This window comes from Amycolatopsis sp. NPDC049688, from assembly GCF_040674975.1.
Lineage (GTDB): Bacteria > Actinomycetota > Actinomycetes > Mycobacteriales > Pseudonocardiaceae > Amycolatopsis.
In genome coordinates this window covers 1,035,330-1,055,307 of the sequence record NZ_JBFANY010000002.1, presented here as the reverse complement: position 1 = coordinate 1,055,307, position 19,978 = coordinate 1,035,330, and the positions used below count along the sequence as shown (strand labels likewise).

Here is a 19,978-nt window from a genome sequence, read left to right as displayed (position 1 = left end):
GTGAGAAACAGTGTTCCAACACTGTTTCTCACTCACGACCCGTCAGTAGCGGACCAGGGCCTGGGGCTTGCCCAGCACGGTCTTCCCGTCGAACTTCACCACGAGGTCGATCCGCGCAATGCCGTCGTCCTTGACGTCCGCGACCTTGCCGGTGATCTCCACCAGCGCGCCCTCGGGCGTGTTCGGCACCACGACCGGCCGCGTGAAGCGAGCGCTGAAGTCGACCAGCCGGGCCGGGTCGCCGAGCCAGTCGGTGACGACTCGCCCCGCCACCGCCATCGTCAGCATCCCGTGCGCGATCACGTCCGGGAGGCCGACGTCCTTCGCGAACGCCTCGTTCCAGTGGATCGGGTTGAAGTCCAGTGCCGCGCCGGCGTAGCGGACCAGCTGCTCGCGGGTGATCCGGACCTCGAGGGCGGGCAGTTCGTCCCCGGTGTTCACGCCGTCTCCCCTCGGACCACCAGCTGCGCGCGGGTGGTGCAGACCTTCTGGCCCGCGGCGTCGGTGATGTCCGCGCGCAGGTTGATGAAGTCGTTGCCGGCGCGGGCCATGATCGCGTCGATGTGGGTCGTCACCTCGAGGACGTCGCCGGCGAACACCGGGCGCGTGTAGGTGAAGCCCTGGTCGCCGTGGACCATCCGCGAGTAGTCGAGGCCGAGCTCGGGGTCGGCGACGATCGCGTTGATCGAGGCGAGGTTGATGATCGTGAGGAACGTCGGCGGGGCGATCACGTCCGGGTGACCGGCCTCGCGGGCCGCCTCCGGGTCGCGGTAGACCGGGTTCGCGTCGCCGATCGCGTCGGCGAACTCCCGGATCTTCTCCCGGCTCACTTCGTAGCTGGTCTGCGGCGGATAGCTCCGCCCGGTGAACGACTGGTCCAAGGGCACGGCGACGAGGCTACCAACAGCGAGAAGCCGCCCGGGGCAATCCCGGGCGGCTTCTTCGAGCTGGTGTGAACGCGCTACGTCAGCGGGTTTCCTTGTGCGTCCGGTGCGTACCGCAGTTCGGGCAGAACTTCTTCATCTCCAGGCGATCCGGGTTGTTGCGCCGGTTCTTCTTGGTGATGTAGTTGCGGTGCTTGCACTCTTCGCACGCCAGCGTGATCTTGGGTCGCACGTCGGTGGCAGCCACAGCGTTTCCTTCTCTCTCAGGTCCCGGGGGCCAGCCCCGTCGTTACCGCGTAGCGGTGGCCGGACTTGAACCGGCGACACAGCGATTATGAGCCGCTTGCTCTGCCAACTGAGCTACACCGCCCTTACATGACCCAAGCCGCGACACGCAGGCGTGACGCGGCTGAGGTCGAGAGCCCCTTTACGGAATCGAACCGTAGACCTTCTCCTTACCATGGAGACGCTCTGCCGACTGAGCTAAAGGGGCCTGGCCTCTCGCGAGGACTTGGAAAGATTAGCAAGGGCCGTCACCCGCCCGTGCAACCGGGGTCCCCAAACCGCAAAACCTCAGGTCAGCAGGGTCAAAACGGTCTCCGAGTGCCGCCCCGGCGAGCGCGCGGTCCGGGCCTGCAGCCACGCCTCCAGCCGGTCCTCGGGCAGCGGCCGCGAGATCAGGTAGCCCTGGGCGACGTCACACCCCATCGCCTCGAGCTGGTCGCGCGCCACGTCCTCCTCGACGCCCTCGGCCACCACCGTCAGCCCGAGCGAGTGCCCGAGCTCGACGATCGAGCGCACGACCGCCAGGTCGCCGAGGTCCGTCCCCATCCCGAGGACGAAGCTCTTGTCGATCTTCACCTGGTCGACCGGCAGCTGCCGCAGGTACGCCAGCGACGAGTACCCGGTCCCGAAGTCGTCCACGGCGAGGGTGATGCCCAGCGAGTGCAGCTCGCGCAGGATCGGCAGCGCCTTCTGCGGGTCGGACATCACCCCGGACTCGGTCAGCTCGAACGTCAGCAGCTCGGGCGGGATGCCGTAGTGCTCCAGCTCGCGAGCCACCTTGTTCGGGAAGTCCTCGTCGGCGAGGTTGCGCACCGACAGGTTGACCGCGACCGAAATCCGCAGGCCCTCGTCGAGCCACTTGCGGCAGCGCTTGAGCGCCTCGCCGAGCACGAACCCGGTCAGGACGCCGATCAGGCCGGCCGCCTCGATGGCCGGGACGAACTCGTCCGGGCCGAGCCTGCCGAACTCCGGGTGCACCCAGCGGACCAGCGCTTCGACCCCCTGCACCTGCCGGTTCGGCAGGGTGATCTTCGGCTGGTAGTGCACGCTGACCTGGCCGTCCTCGAGGGACTGCCGGAACTGCGTGACCATCTGGAAGCGCCGCAGGAAGATCTGGCCCATGCTCGGCACGTAGCCGCGGACCTCTTCGCCGCCCTTCGTCGCGCGCACCGCCACGTCCGCCCGCTGCAGCAGGCCCTCGATGTCGACGACGTCGCCGGGTTCCTCCGCCGACGTCGTCGCGTAGCCGATCATCGCGTTCGCCTCGACCGACAGCCGGTCGACCGGATACGGCGCCGACAGCTCTTCGCGCAGCCGCTCGGCCGCCTGGTGGGCGTCCTCCGGCGGGCAGCCGACGAGCAGCGCCGCGAAGGACGCGCCTTCGAGCCGGGCGAGCGGGACGTCGGGGCCGAGCGCGTCGCGGATGCGGCGGCCCGCGGCGACGACCATCCGGTCGGCCCAGGCGTAGCCGAGCGCGTCGCTGACCGTGGAGAAGACGTCGAGGTCGATTCGCAGCACCACAGCGTTGGCGAAGTCCCGCAGCGGCTCCTTCGCCACCTGCCGGAAGCCCGGCCGGTTGAGGTGCCCGGTGAGCGGGTCGTGGTAGGCGTCGTGGCGCAGCGTCGCCAGCAGCCGCCGGTTGTCCAGCGACGTCGCCAGGTGGCTGGCCATCGTGCCGAGCAGCTGGACGTCGTACTTGCCGAAGCCGCGCCAGCGGGACAGCCGGTCGTGCGCTTCGACGACGCCGAGCAGCCGGTTCGCGCTGCGCAGCGGCACGACGAGCGCCTCCTGCGCACCGCGGTCGAGCAGCGCCGCGCGGACGTCGGGGTTGGCCTCGGTGATCCGGAAGTGCCGGACGTGCGCGCCGGGCAGGCGCAGCAGCGGGTCGTCGGCGGCCGGGTCGGCGGGCGGCAGGTCGTCGCCCGCGACCACGACCCGCATGGTGTCCTTCGGTTCCAGCCGGAGCCGCAGCACCACGCGGCCGGCGGCGAGCTGGTCCTTGATGCGCTCGGCGATCGTCGCCCATTCGCGGACGTCGACGCCGCCGACGAGCTCGTCCGCGCGGCTGGCCGGGCGGGCCGCGGCCTGCTGGCCGGAGCGGGCCACCATCAGGCTGACGTCCGAGAGCGCCTCCATGTCCCGCTGCTCGCGCAGCAGATCCGAGTACGCCCAGTACAGCGCGGTGAGGCCGAGGAAGACGGCGAGCACGAGCGGCCACGCCTTGGGCGTGCTGGAGATGACGAGGTAGCCGGAGAGGCCGACGGACGCGTTGACGAACCCGACGACCAGGATCCGCCCGGTGAGCCGGACCGCGGTGCTGACCCGCATCCGGCGGCGCAGCACACGGACCGCGGCCAGGGCGAGCAGCGTGCTCACCAGCGGCGCGGTCAGGGTGCCTGCCAGTGCCGCGACCCACGGGATCTTGTCGCCGGTCCCGACGGCGTGCTTGACCAGCCCGGCGACCGCGAAGGCGCCGGTGATCTCCAGCAGGAACGCGCCCGCGTTGTAGAGGACGCGGCCGGCGACCTTCCGCGCGAGCAGCGTGCCGATCCCGGCGACCAGGTGCGCGGCCAGCACGACCTCGAACGGGGCGATGAAGAAGCCGATGACGAGCGGGATCTCGGTGAAGGAGATGGTCCAGGAGATGCCGCTGCGGACGTCGACGTTGATGCCGAGCTGTTCGGCGAGCAGGAAGGCGACCGCGAGCACCGGCCCGATCCACAGCAGCCGGTCGTTCCACTCGAACGGCAGCCACGAGCCGACCGCGAACGCGGCGACAATCCCGAGGCTCAGGACGGCGAAGGTGTAGACGCGGAACCGGCGCTCGTCGGTGCGGGCTTCGGCGGAGACGGGCGGTGTCCCGGAAGCGGCTCCCGGCCCGGGCTGCGCCTGTGCGACGGCGTCGCCGTGGGCGTTGGTGTCCGGCATCCGACCTTCCCTCCCGGCTTGTCCACCGGTGCTGATCCGTGACTTCGGGTGTGGACAGGGGCCATACCGTACCCCGTAGGGCGTACCCGTGTCCCTTTCGAGACAGTAGGAGATCACCCCAGGGTTAACAATGCCTCGAACGCGCTGACCTGCGTGGACCAGAGGGTGAAACTGTGACGACCGGGGCTTCGCCCCGGGCCGGGGGCTCCGCCACCCGGAACCCCCGGATGTGGTGGTGTCGTAACTCCGGCGGTTCCCCTGCACACGCTGGGCCGCATAGCGCTTCAATGGCCCCATGCACAGCGACGTGATTGCCACCGAACACGCGGCGCGGCTCGCGGCGGTGGACTCCCTGCTCCCCGGTTCCACTCCCTTCGAGGCGGCGGAAAACGCCGTGGTCCTGGAGGTGGCGACGGGCGACTCCGCCGCGTCCGCCCTCGCCTCGCGCATCCAGGTCGACCAGGACGCGCCCAATGCGCCGTGGCGGGCGCTGACCGAGCACCGCCTGGACCTTCAGCTCGCCGGCCCGCGGCCGGCTGAAGCCCTCGACGCCCTGCTCACCCGATGGGATGAACATCTGCGGGCCGTCGCCGAGCCGGGCGACACGGAGACGGCGGCGATCGTCCCGCGGGCGAGTCGCGACGCCGCCGGCACGCGCGAAATGCTGCACCACGGCTTCGCGCCGCTGCGGGTGATCGCGGTCCGCCCGGCGGAGCGGATGATCCCGGCCGGCCCGCGCGGCACACCCGGCGTCAAGATCCGCCGCGCCGAGCCGGGTGACCTCGAAACCGCCGTCGAGCTGGGCCTGGAGCTGCACACGTTCGACGCGCAGTACGGCACGGTCAACTTCCGCAAGGGCGTCGAGGACATCATGGCCAAGGACCTCGCGGAGCAGCTGAACCGCCCGGAGCCGCCGCTGTGGATCGCCGAGCTGTACGGCCGTCCGCTGGGCATGGTGAACGTCCAGCACCCCGGCGAGACCGGCTGGATCAGCGACCGCGTCGCCGCGGGCCGCGTCGGCTACCTGTCGTCGCTGGCCGTCGCGGAGACCGCGCGGTCGTCCGGCGTCGGCACCGCGCTGGCCGCGCACGCCCACCACGTCCTCGACGAGGAGGGCGCGGACGTCGTCCTGCTGCACCACGCGGCGGCGAACCCCCTGTCGACGCCGTTCTGGTACGCGCAGGGCTACCGGCCGCTGTGGACGTACTGGCAGCGTCGACCGGCTGTTCGGTGAACTACTGGAGGATTACTGCGGTTGCCCTGGGCTTATAGGCTGAACCTCGCCAGCAGCGAGGGGAGCCGGAAGTGACCGACCAGCGGGATTCCGCACCGAGAGCGCCCGAGGGCGTCGACACCGAGAAGCCGTCCGCGGCCCGGATCTACGACTGGTACCTGGGCGGCACGCAGAACTGGGCCGTGGACCGCGAGTTCGGCCGGCGCATGGAACAGCAGTGGCCGCTGGTGCGCCCCGGGTCGAAGCAGAACCGCGAGTTCATGAACCGCGCGGTGCGCGCGGCGCTGCGGGCCGGGATCCGGCAGTTCATCGACCTCGGCTCGGGCGTGCCGACGGCCGGCAACGTGCACGAGGTCGTCGAGGCCGAGCTGCCCGAGGACCACGACGCGAAGGTCGTGTACGTCGACTACGAGCCGGTCGCCGTCGCCCACGCGACGCTCATCCTCGAAGAGGGCATGGCGACCGACTGGGCCGGCATCGTCCAGGCCGACATGCGGGACGCGAAGTCCGTGCTGCGCGCCGAAGAGACGCGGCGGCTGATCGACTTCTCGCAGCCGGTCTGCCTGATCATGGCGGCGGTGCTGCACTTCGTCGGGCCCGACGACGACCCGGAGGGGCTGCTGGCGGCGTACCGGGACGCGCTCGCGCCGGGCAGCTGGCTGGCGATTTCGCAGATGAGCGAGGGCGACGGCAGCGGGCCGCACCTGGAGGGGCTGCGCTGGTTCGTCGAGCAGTACCGCAAGACGAGCAACCCGGTCTGGCTGCGCAACCGCGAAGAAATCGAGCCGCTCTTCGGCGACTGGCGGCTCTTGGAACCGGGCATCGTGCACCTGCCGGACTGGCGGCCGGACCGGAAGATCAACGCCCTGGAGGCGGAAGCCCGCCCGTTCGCTTGGTGTGCCGTCGCGGAGAAGCCTGCAGTATGAGCGGCGAAGCCGCGCCGATCGCTCCGGCGGGGGTGGACATCGAAAAGCCGTCCGCCGCCCGCGTCTACGACTGGTACCTCGGCGGCACGCACCACTGGGCGGTCGACCGCGAGTTCGGCCGCCGCGTGGAGAAGCTGTGGCCGCTGATCCGGCCGATCTCGCGGCAGAACCGGGCGTTCATGAACCGGGTCGTCTCCGCGGCGGTGGACGCGGGCATCCGCCAGTTCGTCGATCTCGGCTCGGGTGTGCCGACGGCCGGGAACGTGCACGAGATCGTGCGCGACCGCCTCCCCGGCGGCGAGCGGGCGTCGGTGGTCTACGTCGACTACGAGCCGGTGGCCGCGGCGCATTCGCGGCTGATCCTCGAACGCGAAGGCGCGTCGGGCTGGGCGGGGCTCGTCGAGCGGGACATCCGCCGCCCGAAGGAGATCTTCGGCGACCCGGTGACGCAGGACCTGATCGACTGGTCGCGGCCGGTGTGCCTGCTGCTGATCACCGTCATGCACTTCATCGGGCCGTCCGACGACCCGGCGGGGCTGGTGGCCACCTACCGGGACGCGCTCGCGCCGGGCAGCTGGCTGGCGCTGTCGCACGCCGCGTGCCGCGACGACGCCCCGCCGGACCGCGCCGCCGAGGTCCGGCGGTTCGTCGACGCCTACCGGGACACGTCGAACCCGGCGTGGCTGCGCTCGGCCGAGGAGCTGCTTCCCTGGTTCGGCGGCTGGCCGCTGCTCCCGCCGGGGCTGACATCGTTGCCGGACTGGCGTCCCGCCACCCCGCCGACCCCGATCGACCTCGAGACGCGGCCCTTCGCCTGGTGCGCCGTCGCGCGTCGGCCCGCTCTCTGACCTGCGCTTTTCCTGATCGCTCTGGGCGAACGCACCATCGGAAACAAACACACCCATCGGAGAGTTGAGCTAGGCAGACTCAACTAACCGAGGAGTGCACATGTCCGACACCCGCCTCCTGCCCGTGCTCCCGCTCGACGACGACGTCGTCCTGCCGGGCATGGTCGTCCCGCTCGACCTGAGCGACACCGAGACGCGGGCCGCGGTGGAGTCCGCCCAGGCCAAGACGCCGAGCCAGGCGTCCTTTCCCGGCATCCGCTCTTCCGCGGCCACCAAGGCCGAGGTCCTGCTCGTCCCGCGCGCCCACGGTGAGTACGCCGGCTTCGGCACCGTCGCCACGGTCGAGCGCATCGGCCGCGTGCCCGGCGGCAAGGCCGCCGTCCTGCTGCGCGGCACCGGCCGCGCGCTCGTCGGCCGGATCGCCGACGGCCCCGGCGCCGCCCGCTGGGTGCACGCCGAGGACGCCCCCGAGACCACCGACGACCGGACCGCGCAGCTCGCGGCCGAGTACAAGGCCGTCGTCATCTCGATCCTCCAGCAGCGCGGCGGCTGGCAGCTGATCGACGCCGTCCAGCAGGTCGAGGACGCTTCCGCGGTCGCCGACCTGTCCGGCAACGCGCCGTACCTGTCCACTGAGCAGAAGCTCGAGCTGCTGACCACGCTCGACGTCAGCGCGCGCCTGGAGAAGGCGCTCGAGTGGAGCAAGGAGCACCTCGCCGAGCTCGAAGTCACCGACACGATCCGCAAGGACGTCGCCGAGGGCATGGAGAAGCAGCAGAAGGAGTTCCTGCTGCGCCGCCAGCTCGAAGCCATCCGCAAGGAGCTCGGCGAGCTCGACGGCACCGCCGACGAGACGGACTACCGCGCCCGCGTCGAGGCCGCCGAACTCCCCGACGCGGTCAAGAAGGCCGCACTGGCCGAAGTGGACAAGCTGGACCGGACGTCCGAGCAGTCCCCCGAGGGCGGCTGGATCCGCACTTGGCTGGACACCGTCCTGGAACTGCCCTGGAACGAGCGGACCGAGGACGTCTACGACATCGCCGCGGCGCGGGCCGTTCTGGACGCCGACCACGCCGGTCTGGACGACGTCAAGGAACGCATCATCGAGTACCTGGCCGTCCGGAAGCGTCGCGCGGAGTCGGGTCTCGGCCCGGTCGGCGGACGTCGTTCCGGTGCCGTGCTCGCCCTCGCGGGCCCTCCCGGGGTCGGCAAGACGTCGCTGGGTGAGTCGGTCGCGAAGGCCATGGGCCGCAAGTTCGTCCGCGTCGCACTGGGCGGCATCCGCGACGAGGCGGAGATCCGCGGCCACCGCCGCACCTACGTCGGCGCGTTGCCCGGCCGGATCGTCCGCGCCATCAAGGAGGCCGGCTCGATGAACCCGGTCGTGCTGCTCGACGAGATCGACAAGGTCGGCGCCGACTACCGCGGCGACCCGACCGCGGCGCTGCTCGAAGTGCTGGACCCGGAGCAGAACCACACGTTCCGCGACCACTACCTCGAGGTCGAGCTGGACCTGTCCGACGTCGTGTTCCTGGCCACCGCCAACGCGCTGGAGACCATCCCCGGCCCGCTGCTGGACCGCATGGAGCTCGTCACGCTGGACGGCTACACCGAGCACGAGAAGGTCACCATCGCCCGCGACCACCTGCTCCCCCGCGAGCTGGAGCGCGCCGGGCTGGGCACGTCGGACGTCGTGGTGACGGACGCGGCGTTCAGCCGGATCGCCGCCGAGTACACCCGCGAGGCGGGCGTGCGCGACGCGAACCGGACCATCGCCAAGGTGCTGCGGAAGGTCGCGACCAAGGTGGCGCTGGACGAGGTCTCGCTGCCGCTGACGATCGATGCGCCCGACCTCCCGGACTACCTGGGCCGCCCGCGGCACATCCCGGAGTCGTCGCTGCCGGCGTCGACGCAGCGCACGGCGACCCCGGGCGTGGCGACCGGCCTGGCGGTGACCGGCGCCGGCGGTGACGTCCTCTACATCGAGGCGTCGCTGGCCGACGAGGAGTCCGGCGCGTCCGGCCTGCAGCTGACCGGCCAGCTCGGCGACGTGATGAAGGAGTCGGTGCAGATCGCGCTGTCCTACCTGCGTTCGCACGGCGCGGAGCTGGAGCTGCCGGTGGGCGACCTGCGCAAGCGCGGCATCCACGTGCACGTCCCGGCGGGCGCGGTCCCGAAGGACGGGCCGTCGGCGGGCGTCACGATGACGACGGCGCTGGCGTCGCTGCTCTCGGGCCGGGTGGTTCGCGCGGACGTCGCGATGACCGGCGAGGTGTCGCTGACCGGGCGCGTCCTGCCGATCGGCGGCGTGAAGCAGAAGCTGCTGGCGGCGCACCGGGCGGGGATGAAGACGGTGATCATCCCGCAGCGCAACGAGCCGGACCTGGACGACGTCCCGGCCGAGGTGCTGGCCGAGCTGGACGTGCACGCGGTGGCCAACGTCCGCGAGGTCCTCGACCTCGCCCTGACCCCGGCTTCGACGCCGGTTTCCCAGGCGGCGTAACCCCGAGCGCCGCCGCCAGGACGGCCGGTTTCCCTCTCCCGCGAGGGAAACCGGCCGTTCCCCCTTATCCGCGAAGCTTCCGGGCGGCGACCAGGTAGCCAGTGCCGAGCCAGCGCTTGGCGCCGCGCGCGATCGTCTTCTCGGGGTGCGCCCGCCACGAGCGGTCGCGGCGGCGGACCAGCCGGTCGAACGGCGGCACCGTCGCGGTGACGTCGTAGGCGATGACCTCCTCCGGTTGCAGACCGGCGCGCCACAGGAGTTCCCGCAGGCGCCGCGGCGTCAGCGCGACGATCCCGGTGCGCCGAGCTCCGTGCCGTCTCGAGGGCGGGACGCCGACGAGCCGTTCGAGCGCGCCGAGGGTGCGGCGGGCGGGCCAGAAGACGCCCCATTCGAAGAGCCGGTACGGGCTCCGCGGGTTGAGCATGGTCGCCACGACGAGCCCACCGGGCCGCGTGACCCGCGCGACCTCGTGCAGCGCCAGCACGGCGTCGGTGTATTCGAGGACGCCCATCGCGAGGACGACGTCGAACTGCCGGTCGCCGAAGGGCATTTCCTGGATGTCGCCCACAGAAAGTTTCACGTTCTCCCCGGCCCGCGCCGCGACGGCCTCGATCATGGCCGGCGATTGGTCGCACGCGGTGATGCGGAAGTCCCCGGGCCGCGTGTCGAGCAGGTGGCGCACCATCATCCCGGGCCCGCACCCGACGTCGAGCAGCTCCCCGCCGGGGCAGCCGGCCAGCACCTGGTCGATGGCGTAGCGCCGCGAATGGTGGTAGCGCGCGGTGGGTCCCCATCCGGCGTGGTCGTTCGCGTAGCCGGCGACGAGCTCGGGTTCGGCGTACTGCACCCGCACCAGCTCCTCGCGGGCCGGTCGCAACGTCACGGGAATGGACATGTGCTCCTCCAACGGCTCAGCGGAATTCCCCGGAAGCCTGTGCCCCCGACTGGGGTCGAGTCGCTCAAGAAATGCGTTACTGTTTTCGTGAAATCAAGGCGAAAGGCGGAGTGAATCTTCCCCCGAATCGACGATCCGAGTAACCCGAGCCGCCGCGTTACCGGACAGCGCACCGATCACCGGTCGATATCCCTCAAATAACGCATAGCCGACGAACAGGCTCGATGCCGTGGTCGAGCTGTCGAAAATGGACAGTAGTCACGGCGTGAAACCAATTCCGGAATTGACCGCACCAGAACGGGTAATACGACTGGTCCGTTCGGACGGCCCGGCAGCGCCGGACGCACACACAAAAGAAGCCCCGCACTACGGCTTGCGTCCGTGGTGCGGGGCTCTTCCAGTGGGTGGCGGGTAACCGGCTCTGAGCTCGACCCTGCGATCAGGAGGCGGCGACGTGGTTTGCGTCGTCCAAGGACAGGTTTCAGGGACCGGGGCCCCACCGTTGCAACACAGGGGTCAGGTGGGTTTGCGGACGAGGCCGGTGTAGGCGGCGATGGCCAGGGTGGCCAGGCCCCAAAGGAGGGCTTGGAGCACCCAGAGGATGACGGTGAAGGTTTGGCCCCAGCCGGTGGTGGTGTCGAGGTCGCAGTGGGCGCGGATGCCGGTGGTGCCAAGGGGGAGGCCACGGTCGATGCCGAGGCCGACGAGTTCGACGGGCGAACAGGGTGCGCCGGGGGCGTCGGGTCTTGCGGCGGCGGGTGGGACGCGTTCGGCGGCGTGGTGGCCGGGGTGAGTGGTGACGTGCCCGGCGAGCACGCTGAGGGCGGCGGCGAGGGTGAGGACGACAGCGAGGGCGGTGACGAGACGGTGGGCGCGGTAGCCGTAGCGGCCGAGCCAGCCCCACAGCGCATGTCGCGCGCGGGCGAGTCGGTTGCCCAGTGCCTCAGGGGCGCGGCGACGGAGTTCGTGTTGCTGGGTGATCAGGACTTCGCGGGCGTTGTTGTCGTGGCCGGCGGCGCGTTCGGTCGCGGCGAGTTGTTGGAAGGGCTGGGGCCAGTAGGTCTCCGTGTGGTCGACCAGTAGGTGCAGCCACTGACGCCACGAAAGCCCCCGCAGGCTGGGGTAGGTCAATCCGTGGGCTGTGATGGTGCGGGCGCTGTCAGGGCAACCGTGGCGGCTGGCCCCCTGAATGCCGGCCGGGCACACCACTGTTGGCGGGAACAAGGCCCCGGTGATCTGCGCCTCAGACAGTACGAGGAGCGGACCTAGGCTGTTGTCCAGCCTGGACACCCCAAGGGCAGCTTGGCCGTTGATGCGGGCAGAGTGCAGCCGGATCGCACCACTTTCTCCGGTGCCGGTGACGGTGGCATCCGTCATGAACAGGCCGCTATCGACGCGGAGGCTGTCGGCGGCCAGTGCGGGGCCGGTGGTGTTGGTGATGGTGGCGTGGTCCATGCCGAGTTGGCCGGCGATGTGGGCCCGGAGCAGCCGGATCGCACCACTTTCTCCGGTGCCGGTGAGGGTGGCATCCCGCATGAACAGGCCGTCGTCGACGCGGAGGCCGTCGCCGGTCAGTGCGGGGCCGGTGGTGTTGGTGATGGTGACGTGGCCCATGCCGAGTTGGCCGGCGATGTGGGCGCCGAGCAGCCGGATCGCACCGCTTTGCCCAGTGCCGGTGACGGTGGCATCCGTCATGAACAGGCCGTCGTCGACGCGGAGGCTGTCGGCCGTCAGTGCGGGGCCGGTGGTGTTGGTGATAGCGACTCGGCTAAGGCTGAGTTCGCCGGCGATGTGGGCGCCGAGCAGCCGGATCGCACCTTTTTCTCCGGTACCGGTGACGGTGGCGTCCCGCATGAACAAGTTGCTGTCGGTTCGGAGGCCATCGGCGTCCAGGTATGTAAGCAGGCTGTCGTTCAGGTACAGGTAGCGAAGCTGCGCGTGTCGGCAAGCGATGCCGTCCGGGAGCGCACAACGGAACAAGTCCAGGCCGGTGGTGGCGGCGACGTGATCGAGGTCAAGCTTTCCGACGACACGCACACCGCCTACCTGGATTCCGCGGGGGTCGAGATCCCCACGCAGGCCACGGAGCAATTCACGAAGAAGTTCGGCTCGTACCTGCAGTTCGGGGTTGTCAGTGACCGCCAGCTTCTCCACCATCATAGCGATGGCAGGTCTGGCGACTTCCCCACGGCGGGCGGCGTCGACCACCTGTTGCTCAAGCTCTGTTAGGTCGGTCAGCATGGGTGACGGCTGCATCTCGTCCACATCACCATAGTCGACGTCATGCTACGGAATGTGACATCTGACGGCTCACCCCAACTCAGTGGATACACCCGCCACAGATGTGGCTCCCTCCACGACGGTCCGAATTAGGGAGATGCCGCCCAATGGACCAGCATTCAAGACGTTAAGGAGCTTGAATCATGCTGGAATGCGCAATCTCGCGGCGCATGGCCAGTTCGAAGCACTCAGCGCCGAGCGTGCTGGGCTCATGGAGCAACAGACCAACCTGCTGTTGCGACGGCTGGCGGAGATCCAAGCCGGCCCGCCCCTTGGCCAACTATGGGTGCTTGCAGCGCGAGCGATCAGTCTGACGAGGCAGCTCGATCGTCGATCCCGGCGCCGTGTACAGCCCACGGATAGCCGCACACCGGCGCATCTGGCTGTACACACGAAAGAGCTCCGTGCCCGACAAACGTCATGGTCACGGAGCGCTTTGCTGGGTGGCGGGTGAGGGATTCGAACCCCCGTAGGCAATGCCAACTGGTTTACAGCCAGTCCCCTTTGGCCACTCGGGTAACCCGCCCAGGCCGGTCTCACCGGCCGGGGAGAAGCTTACCCAACGGAGTAGCGAGGGGGTCAACCGGGTTACCCGTCGGGGGGCAGGGGCTAGGCTGGGTGGCCTCTGACGAGCGAGTACGAGGTGTGAGGACACGTGGCGGATCCCTCTTTCGATGTCGTGAGCAAGGTCGACCGCCAGGAGGTGGACAACGCGCTCAACCAGGCGAGCAAGGAGCTGGGCACCCGGTTCGACTTCCGCGGCACCGGCACGACCATCAGCTGGGCCGGGGAGGAGGCACTCACGATCGAGTCCGAGACCGAAGAGCGCGCCCTGGCCGCGGTCGAGGTGTTCAAGGAGAAGCTGATCAAGCGGAACATCTCCCTGAAGGCCTTCGAGGCGGGCGAGCCGGCGCTGTCGGGCAAGATCTACAAGATCGGCGGGAAGATCCTGCAGGGGATCGCGTCGGACAAGGCGAAGCAGATCGCCAAGTTCATCCGGGACGAGGGGCCGAAGGGGGTCCAGGCCCAGATCCAGGGGGATCAGCTGCGGGTTTCCGGGAAGAAGAAGGACCAGCTGCAGGATGTCATCGCGCTGCTGAAGGGCAAGGACTTCGAGATCGCCCTTCAGTTCACGAACTACCGGTGATCGCGGGCGCGGGCACCCGGGTCGGGTGCCCGCGCGATTCAGCGGACGGCCTCGGCTTGCGCAAGTGGGGAAAAGATGTCCTCGCCGGACGGGCAGGTCTCCGAGATGGCCGGGGACGCTCTCGCCTCCCGTCCGTGGTGGGCTGCGCGGCATCTCGTCGACCTCCACGAGGGCTATCACGCCGCGTCAAGGGGGCCGTTCTCGTGCACCGTTGCCTTTGCGCTGTCTGGGCCCCCTTGACCCGGCGTGATCGGGCTGCGCCAGGTCGACGAGATGCCGCGGGCCCACCACTCTGCTTTTCTCGGGTGGGTGGTCAGGCGGGCGTCAATGTCCAGCTTGCTTCGTAGCCCTCCACCATCACGTACGCCGGGCCCTTCACGTCGCGCTCCACCTGGACGTCCCCGATCTGGTTGAGGATCAGGTCCCGGTCGTCCTCCGACATCCACCAGATGGCGATGTTGCCTCGCGTCTTGGCCGTGAACTGGATGCGCGTCACCCCCGCCGGGAGCTTCAGGACCGCGTCGCCCTTGCCCGAGGCCGGTTTGCCGCTCTCCGCCGTTGCGATGCTTCGGTAGTCCGCGATGGTTGCCGTCCAGGCCGCGTCCGCGTGGACCGTCACCCTCTTCGTCGGGCGGTCCGGCTCCGTGTTCATCCACGTCGTGCCCTTGTACGCGCCGATGGCGTTGACCAGGCCGTGCTCGCCGCCGTCCGTGTCGATGATCACGTTGTCGCGGCACTTCGGGCAGTCGAACGTGAAGAAACCCAGCTGGTCCGGGGGCCAGCTCGTCTGGAACTCGCCGCTGCCCTTGCCCGTGTGGGTCTCCGTCGGGACGTCCCGCGGGGCCGGAGGTGCCGTTGTCGTGGGTGTCGGCAGCGCGTGCGTCGTCGGGTCCGCGACGATCGTTCCGTAGCCCGTCGACGGTGCGCACGCCGATGTCAACGCCACGAGCAGCAGGCAGCCCAGCCGGAATTTCATCGTTCCCCCTCGTGGGCCACCGCGGCCCCCGGTGATCTTTTCGGCCGCCGTCGGCCCTGCGTTACGTCACCCGGACGCGCCTGGGCGGGGCGCCACCCGTCCGGTGGGTGCGTGTTGTAATCGCGCAGTCACCGAGGAGGGTCGAGATGCGTCGCTGGCTCGCTGTCGTGCTGTCGCTCACGGCCGTGGCCTCCCTGCTCACGCCCGCCGGCGCGGCCGAACGGCAGCAGCTCGTCCCCGGCTACGGTGCCTACCCGCGGCTGATCCGGCTCGAGCGCTCCGGCCGCATCATCGCCACGCTGACCAGCGAAGACGCCGGAGGCAAGTTCGCTCCCGTGCTCGAGAGCACCGACGAAGGCGAGTCGTTTCACCGGATCGGGGAGATCCGGGACCCCGAGGGGCGGTCCGGAATGTGCTGCGGGACCGTCTACGAGCTGCCCGAACGCGTCGGCAAGCTGCGCGCCGGGACGCTGCTGTGGGCCGCGTCCTACCGGCAGGATGCCGGTTCCCAGCGCCGCATCGGGATCCGGGTCTGGGCCAGCAAGGACGGCGGGCGCTCGTGGACCTTCCTGTCCGAAGCCGCCCGCTCGCACAACATCGACGGCCTCTGGGAACCCGAGTTCACCGTCGACGCCGGGGGCACCCTCTGGCTCCACTTCGCCGACGAGACGCAGGCGCCGAAGTACGCGCAGGTCCTCAACCGGGTCGCCTCCACCGACGGGGTGACCTGGGGCACCAAGCAGCTCACCGTGGCCATCCCGCCGGACCGGGTGCGGCCCGGCATGCCGGTCATCCGGCGGCTCCCCGACGGCCGGTACTACCTCGCCTACGAAATCTGCAACTTCCGCGACCGCTACTGCGACCCGTACTTCCGGATCTCCGCCGACGGCGCCAACTGGGGCGATCCCGCCGACCCCGGCACCCGCGTCGGCACCGCGTCCGGCAACTACTTCCAGCATGCGCAAACCATCGCCCTCTTCCCGGGCGGCCCGAACGGCGTGCGGATCGTCATGGTCGGGCAGATCTACACCGACGCGCAGGGCCGTCCGCAGCCGCAGAACGGGCAGGTCCTGCTCGCGAACGACGATTTCGGCAGCGGCGACTGGTACGAGCTGCCCGCTCCCGTGCCCATCACCGGCATCTTCAACAACTTCTGCCCCAACTACTCCTCCACGCTGCTGCCGGTCGACGACGGCCGGAACGTGCTCGAGATCGCCACCGAGGACAACTCGGGGTGCAAGGCCTACTTCGGTAAGGGATCCGTCTTCTAGCGGCGGCACGTAGGGTGAGGCCCGAGTTCGCCGACGAGAGGGAGGCCGTCCATGAAGGGCATCGTGCTGGCCGGAGGCAGCGGGACACGCCTGCACCCGATCACCCAGGCGGTGTCGAAGCAGCTGCTCCCCGTCTACGACAAGCCGATGGTCTACTACCCGGTGTCGGTGCTGATGCTGGCCGGGATCCGCGAGATCCTCGTCATCTCCACCCCCACCGACCTGCCGATGTTCCGCCGGCTGCTGGGCAACGGCAGCCAGTTCGGCGTCTCGTTCTCCTACGCCGAGCAGCCCAGCCCGAACGGCCTGGCCGAGGCGTTCGTGATCGGGGCGGACTTCATCGGCGACGACGACGTGGCCCTCGTCCTCGGCGACAACATCTTCTACGGCCAGGGCTTCTCCGGCCGCCTGCAGCAGGCCGTGCGCGAGCTCGACGGCTGCGTCCTGTTCGGCTACCCGGTGAAGGACCCCGAGCGCTACGGCGTCGGCGAGGTCGACGAGTCGGGCAAGCTGGTCACCATCGAGGAGAAGCCCGCGAAACCGCGCTCCAACAAGGCGATCACCGGGCTGTACTTCTACGACAACGAGGTCGTCAGCATCTCCCGCGCCCTGAAGCCGTCGGCGCGCGGCGAGCTCGAGATCACCGACGTCAACCTCACCTACCTGCGTCAGGACCGCGCGACGCTGGTGGAGCTCAGCCGCGGGTTCGCCTGGCTCGACACCGGCACGCACGACTCGCTGCTCGAAGCCGGCCAGTTCGTCCAGGTCCTGGAGCACCGCACCGGCGTGCGCATCGCGTGCCTCGAGGAAATCGCGCTGCGCATGGGCTTCATCAGCGCCGACGAGTGCTACGCGCTGGGCGAGAAGCTGGCGAAGTCCGGCTACGGCGACTACGTCAAGGCCGTCGCCATCGCGGCCGGAGCCGCCGCCTAGAACTGCCGGCGCGCCATCTCTTCGAGCCGGGCGATGCGGTCGGCGATCGGCGGGTGGGTCGAGAACAACTTGCTGACGCCCTCGCCCGGGCGGAACGGGTTCGCGATCATCAGGTGCGACTGCGACACCAGCTGCGGCTCGGCGACCAGCGGCCGCGCCCGCGTGCCGGCCTCCAGCTTCCGCAACGCCGACGCCAGGCCCAGCGGGTCGCCGGTCAGCTCGGCGCCGGACGCGTCGGCCTGGTACTCCCGAGACCGGCTCACCCCCATCCGGATGACGGCCGCCGCGATCGGGCCGACGAAGATCAGCAGCAGGCTCAGCAGCGGGTTGCCGTCGCGGTTGTTGCCGCCGAAGAACAGGCCGATGTTCGCCAGGACGCTGATCACGCTGGCCAGCGCACCCGCGACGCACGAGATCAGGATGTCGCGGTTGTAGACGTGGGACAGCTCGTGACCGAGGACGGCCCGCAGCTCCCGCTCGTCCAGCAGGTCGAGGATGCCGGTGGTGCAGCACACGGCGGCGTGGCGCGGGCTGCGGCCGGTGGCGAAGGCGTTGGGCGCGACCGTCGGGCTGATGTAGAGCTGCGGCATCGGCTGGCGGGCGACCTGCGCGAGCTCGCGCACGATCCGGTACATCGCGGGCTGCTCGACCTCGGACACCGGCCGCGCCCGCATCGCGCGCAGCGCCAGCTTGTCCGAATTGAAGTACGCGAACGCGTTCATCCCGAGCGCGATGACCAGGCCGATGACCAGGGCACCGCGGCCGAAGAGCCCGCTGATCGCGATGATGATCGCCGACAGCAGGCCGAGCAGCATCGCCGTCTTGAGTCCGTTCTGGTGTCCGTGCACGTCCGCTCGCCTCCGTCCGCCTCGCCGTGGTTACCCAGTGGAAACAACGCGATCAGGGGACGCGAAGTTCCTTCACGTGGGGAGGGCGGGGGTTACCCTCGGAAGGTGAGTTGATCAGGAGCGGAGGGCGCCGATGCCAGGCCGCCGGCTACCCCGGAGGACGCTGTTCGCGCTGGTCACGGCGGCTGCCGGGGCCTTCGTGCGGCCCGGAACCGCCCACGCCTCGGCCGTCCGCTCGATCGACGTCGGCGGGGCGCCGGCCGCGGTGGCGGTGAACCCGGTCACCGGGCTCGGGTACGTCACCGATCCCCAGGCCGGGACGCTGACCGTGCTCGATCCGCGCAGCGCGTCGGTCGTCGACGTGGTCCACCTCGGCGGCGAGCCGGGTGATGTCGCGGTGGATGCGACCGCGGGCCGGATCTACGTCGCGAACCCGCCGGGCGGCACCGTGGTGGTGCTGGACGGCCGGACCCGCGACCTGGTGAGCGTGGTCGGCGCGGGCGCCGGCGCGTCGGCGCTGGCGGTCGACGAGGAGGCCGGCCGCGTCTACGCCGTCAGCGGCGGCACCGGCACGCTCGCCGAGCTCGACGGCGTCAGCAGCACGCTGACCGCGCTCGTGCCGGGCCCGCGGCCGAGCCTCACCGCCATCGGCGTCGACCCCGGCCGCAAGCTGGCCTACTGCGCGAGCACCACCACCGACTCCGTCGAGGTGTTCTCGATCGACGCCGGCAAGTTCGTGGCGTCGGTCAAGGTGGGGCGCAACCCGACCGCCGTCGCGGTGCACCACGCGAGCGGTACGGTCTACGTCGCGAACTCCGGCATCCACCACATGTCCATTGTGGACGCCGTCACGCACGCCGAGCGCAAGACCGTGTTGCTGCGCAGCGAATCCTCCGCCCTCGCCGTGCACCAGGGCACGAACACGGTCTACACCAACGGCGGCCAGAACGGGCTCACCCGCGTCGACGGCAGCGCGGGCGCGCTGAGCGGCGAGCTGTCGCTGGGCGTCAACCCCGGCGGTGTCGCCGTCGACCAGCACACCCGCGCGGTGTGGGTCACCGATCCGCTGCACGGGCGGGTCTTCGTGGTCCGCGACTTCTGACCGGGCGGCTGGGGCAACTCCAGGTATACGGTCGGAAAGCATGAAACTCGGACTGCAGATCCCCGACTTCACCTGGCCGAACGGGGCGTCCGCACTGGGCGCCGACCTGGCCGCCGTCGTCCGCGCCGCCGACCGGGCCGGCTTCGACTCCATCGCGGTGATGGACCACTTCTTCCAGATCGGCGGCGTCGGCCCGACCGAGAACGACATGCTCGAGGCGTACACCACCCTCGGCTTCATCGCGGCGCACACCGAGCGCGCCCGGCTGCTCACCGTCGTCACCGGTGTCCTCTACCGGCACCCCGCCCTGCTGGCCAAGGCGATCACGACGCTCGACGTGCTCTCCGGCGGCCGCGCCATCCTCGGCATCGGCGCGGGCTGGAACGAGGAGGAGTCCCGCGGGCTCGGCTTCCCGTTCCCGCCGGTGGCCGAGCGGTTCGAGCTGTTGGAGGAGAACCTCCAGTACGTGCTGCAGATGTGGGCCGACGGCGACGCACCGTTCAAGAGCAAGCACTTCGACGCCGGGCGGCTGCTGAACGTGCCGCAGGTCCTGTCGAAGCCCCGGCCGCCGATCATGATCGGGGGCGGCGGCGAGAAGAAGACGCTGCGGCTGGTCGCCAAGTACGCCGACCAGTGCAACCTGTTCAACAGCCCGGAGCTGGAGCGCAAGCTGGACGTGCTGCGGCAGCACTGCGAAAACGAGGGCCGCGACTACGACTCGATCACCAAGACCGTCTACCACATCCTCGACATCGGCGAGCACGGCGAAAAGGCGGGCGAGCTCGTGGCCGAGCTGGAGCGGCTGCACGGCCTGGGCATCGACGTGGCCCTGGGCATGGTGCCGCACGTCCACGACCCGGCGATCCTGGAGAAGTTCGCCACCGACGTGATCCCCGCGGCCGAGAAGATCTGACCGCC

Annotated in this window: 17 protein-coding genes and 3 tRNA genes; 9 read left to right on the top strand and 11 right to left on the bottom strand. The window is 70.0% G+C overall.

The window, feature by feature from the left end:
* Positions 1–42 precede the first annotated feature (42 nt).
* The 6 genes from AB0J55_RS11145 to AB0J55_RS11120 form a co-directional block, all read right to left on the bottom strand.
* The gene (locus AB0J55_RS11145; protein ID WP_364245895.1) at positions 43–441 is read right to left on the bottom strand and encodes a MaoC family dehydratase; all 399 of its coding nucleotides are present in this window, start codon (positions 439–441) and stop codon (positions 43–45) included.
* Positions 438–887 (bottom strand): MaoC family dehydratase N-terminal domain-containing protein, encoded by a 450-nt coding sequence (locus tag AB0J55_RS11140; RefSeq protein WP_308678068.1) that lies wholly within the window; start codon positions 885–887, stop codon positions 438–440. Before AB0J55_RS11140 ends, AB0J55_RS11145 begins: the two co-directional genes overlap by 4 nt.
* Positions 888–966: 79 nt before the next feature.
* A complete protein-coding gene (gene rpmG, locus AB0J55_RS11135) occupies positions 967–1,131 on the bottom strand; it encodes a 50S ribosomal protein L33 (protein WP_005152047.1) in 165 nt (54 codons plus the stop codon).
* 50 nt (positions 1,132–1,181) lie between these two features.
* Positions 1,182–1,254 (bottom strand) — tRNA-Met (locus AB0J55_RS11130).
* Between the two features lie 50 nt (positions 1,255–1,304).
* Positions 1,305–1,377: transfer RNA gene (locus tag AB0J55_RS11125), tRNA-Thr, on the bottom strand.
* Between the two features lie 80 nt (positions 1,378–1,457).
* Positions 1,458–4,097, bottom strand: a complete 2,640-nt coding sequence (locus AB0J55_RS11120; protein WP_364245892.1) for an EAL domain-containing protein — start codon at positions 4,095–4,097, stop codon at positions 1,458–1,460.
* A gap of 295 nt (positions 4,098–4,392) precedes the next feature.
* Between AB0J55_RS11120 and AB0J55_RS11115 the strand changes: the two genes are divergently transcribed.
* The 4 genes from AB0J55_RS11115 to lon all read left to right on the top strand — a co-directional run bounded on the left by AB0J55_RS11115 (position 4,393) and on the right by lon (position 9,608).
* Positions 4,393–5,331 carry a GNAT family N-acetyltransferase gene (locus tag AB0J55_RS11115; protein ID WP_364245889.1) on the top strand — a complete coding sequence of 313 codons (939 nt, stop codon included), beginning with the start codon at positions 4,393–4,395 and terminating at the stop codon, positions 5,329–5,331.
* Positions 5,332–5,402: 71 nt separating this feature from the next.
* On the top strand, positions 5,403–6,257 hold the full coding sequence (locus AB0J55_RS11110; protein ID WP_364245886.1) for an SAM-dependent methyltransferase: 855 nt from the start codon (positions 5,403–5,405) through the stop codon (positions 6,255–6,257).
* Complete coding sequence (locus AB0J55_RS11105) at positions 6,254–7,105, top strand: SAM-dependent methyltransferase (protein WP_364245884.1); 852 nt, start codon at positions 6,254–6,256, stop codon at positions 7,103–7,105. The genes AB0J55_RS11110 and AB0J55_RS11105 overlap by 4 nt, the downstream gene beginning before the upstream one ends.
* A 100-nt stretch (positions 7,106–7,205) precedes the next feature.
* Positions 7,206–9,608: an endopeptidase La gene (gene lon / locus AB0J55_RS11100; protein ID WP_364245881.1), complete on the top strand. Its 2,403-nt coding sequence runs from the start codon at positions 7,206–7,208 to the stop codon at positions 9,606–9,608.
* A 64-nt stretch (positions 9,609–9,672) separates the two neighbouring features.
* Here the strand turns inward: lon and AB0J55_RS11095 are convergent, their stop codons facing one another.
* The 3 genes from AB0J55_RS11095 to AB0J55_RS11085 all read right to left on the bottom strand — a co-directional run bounded on the left by AB0J55_RS11095 (position 9,673) and on the right by AB0J55_RS11085 (position 13,309).
* Positions 9,673–10,503: a class I SAM-dependent methyltransferase gene (locus tag AB0J55_RS11095; RefSeq protein WP_364245879.1), complete on the bottom strand. Its 831-nt coding sequence runs from the start codon at positions 10,501–10,503 to the stop codon at positions 9,673–9,675.
* 516 nt (positions 10,504–11,019) lie between these two features.
* Positions 11,020–12,768, bottom strand: coding sequence for a hypothetical protein (locus tag AB0J55_RS11090; RefSeq protein ID WP_364245876.1), 1,749 nt, complete (start codon positions 12,766–12,768; stop codon positions 11,020–11,022).
* Between the two features lie 459 nt (positions 12,769–13,227).
* A tRNA-Tyr gene (locus tag AB0J55_RS11085) sits at positions 13,228–13,309 on the bottom strand.
* A gap of 129 nt (positions 13,310–13,438) precedes the next feature.
* On the opposite strand from AB0J55_RS11085, the gene AB0J55_RS11080 reads away from it, so the two are divergent.
* The gene (locus AB0J55_RS11080; RefSeq protein ID WP_364245873.1) at positions 13,439–13,930 is read left to right on the top strand and encodes a YajQ family cyclic di-GMP-binding protein; all 492 of its coding nucleotides are present in this window, start codon (positions 13,439–13,441) and stop codon (positions 13,928–13,930) included.
* 313 nt (positions 13,931–14,243) lie between these two features.
* Here AB0J55_RS11080 and AB0J55_RS11075 read toward each other — a convergent pair whose 3' ends face one another.
* The gene (locus AB0J55_RS11075) at positions 14,244–14,906 is read right to left on the bottom strand and encodes a hypothetical protein (protein ID WP_364245870.1); all 663 of its coding nucleotides are present in this window, start codon (positions 14,904–14,906) and stop codon (positions 14,244–14,246) included.
* Positions 14,907–15,052: 146 nt separating this feature from the next.
* Between AB0J55_RS11075 and AB0J55_RS11070 the strand changes: the two genes are divergently transcribed.
* Positions 15,053–16,177, top strand: coding sequence for a sialidase family protein (locus AB0J55_RS11070; RefSeq protein ID WP_364245867.1), 1,125 nt, complete (start codon positions 15,053–15,055; stop codon positions 16,175–16,177).
* A 51-nt stretch (positions 16,178–16,228) separates the two neighbouring features.
* A complete protein-coding gene (gene rfbA, locus AB0J55_RS11065; RefSeq protein WP_364245865.1) occupies positions 16,229–17,110 on the top strand; it encodes a glucose-1-phosphate thymidylyltransferase RfbA in 882 nt (293 codons plus the stop codon).
* Here the strand turns inward: rfbA and htpX are convergent.
* Positions 17,107–17,958, bottom strand: coding sequence for a zinc metalloprotease HtpX (htpX, locus tag AB0J55_RS11060; RefSeq protein WP_364245862.1), 852 nt, complete (start codon positions 17,956–17,958; stop codon positions 17,107–17,109). The two genes, rfbA and htpX, sit on opposite strands and share 4 nt — an antisense overlap.
* 133 nt (positions 17,959–18,091) lie before the next feature.
* On the opposite strand from htpX, the gene AB0J55_RS11055 reads away from it, so the two are divergent.
* Both AB0J55_RS11055 and AB0J55_RS11050 read left to right on the top strand, forming a co-directional pair.
* Positions 18,092–19,060, top strand: coding sequence for a hypothetical protein (locus tag AB0J55_RS11055; protein WP_364245859.1), 969 nt, complete (start codon positions 18,092–18,094; stop codon positions 19,058–19,060).
* Positions 19,061–19,100: 40 nt separating this feature from the next.
* Positions 19,101–19,973: an LLM class F420-dependent oxidoreductase gene (locus AB0J55_RS11050; protein ID WP_364245857.1), complete on the top strand. Its 873-nt coding sequence runs from the start codon at positions 19,101–19,103 to the stop codon at positions 19,971–19,973.
* Positions 19,974–19,978 lie beyond the last annotated feature (5 nt).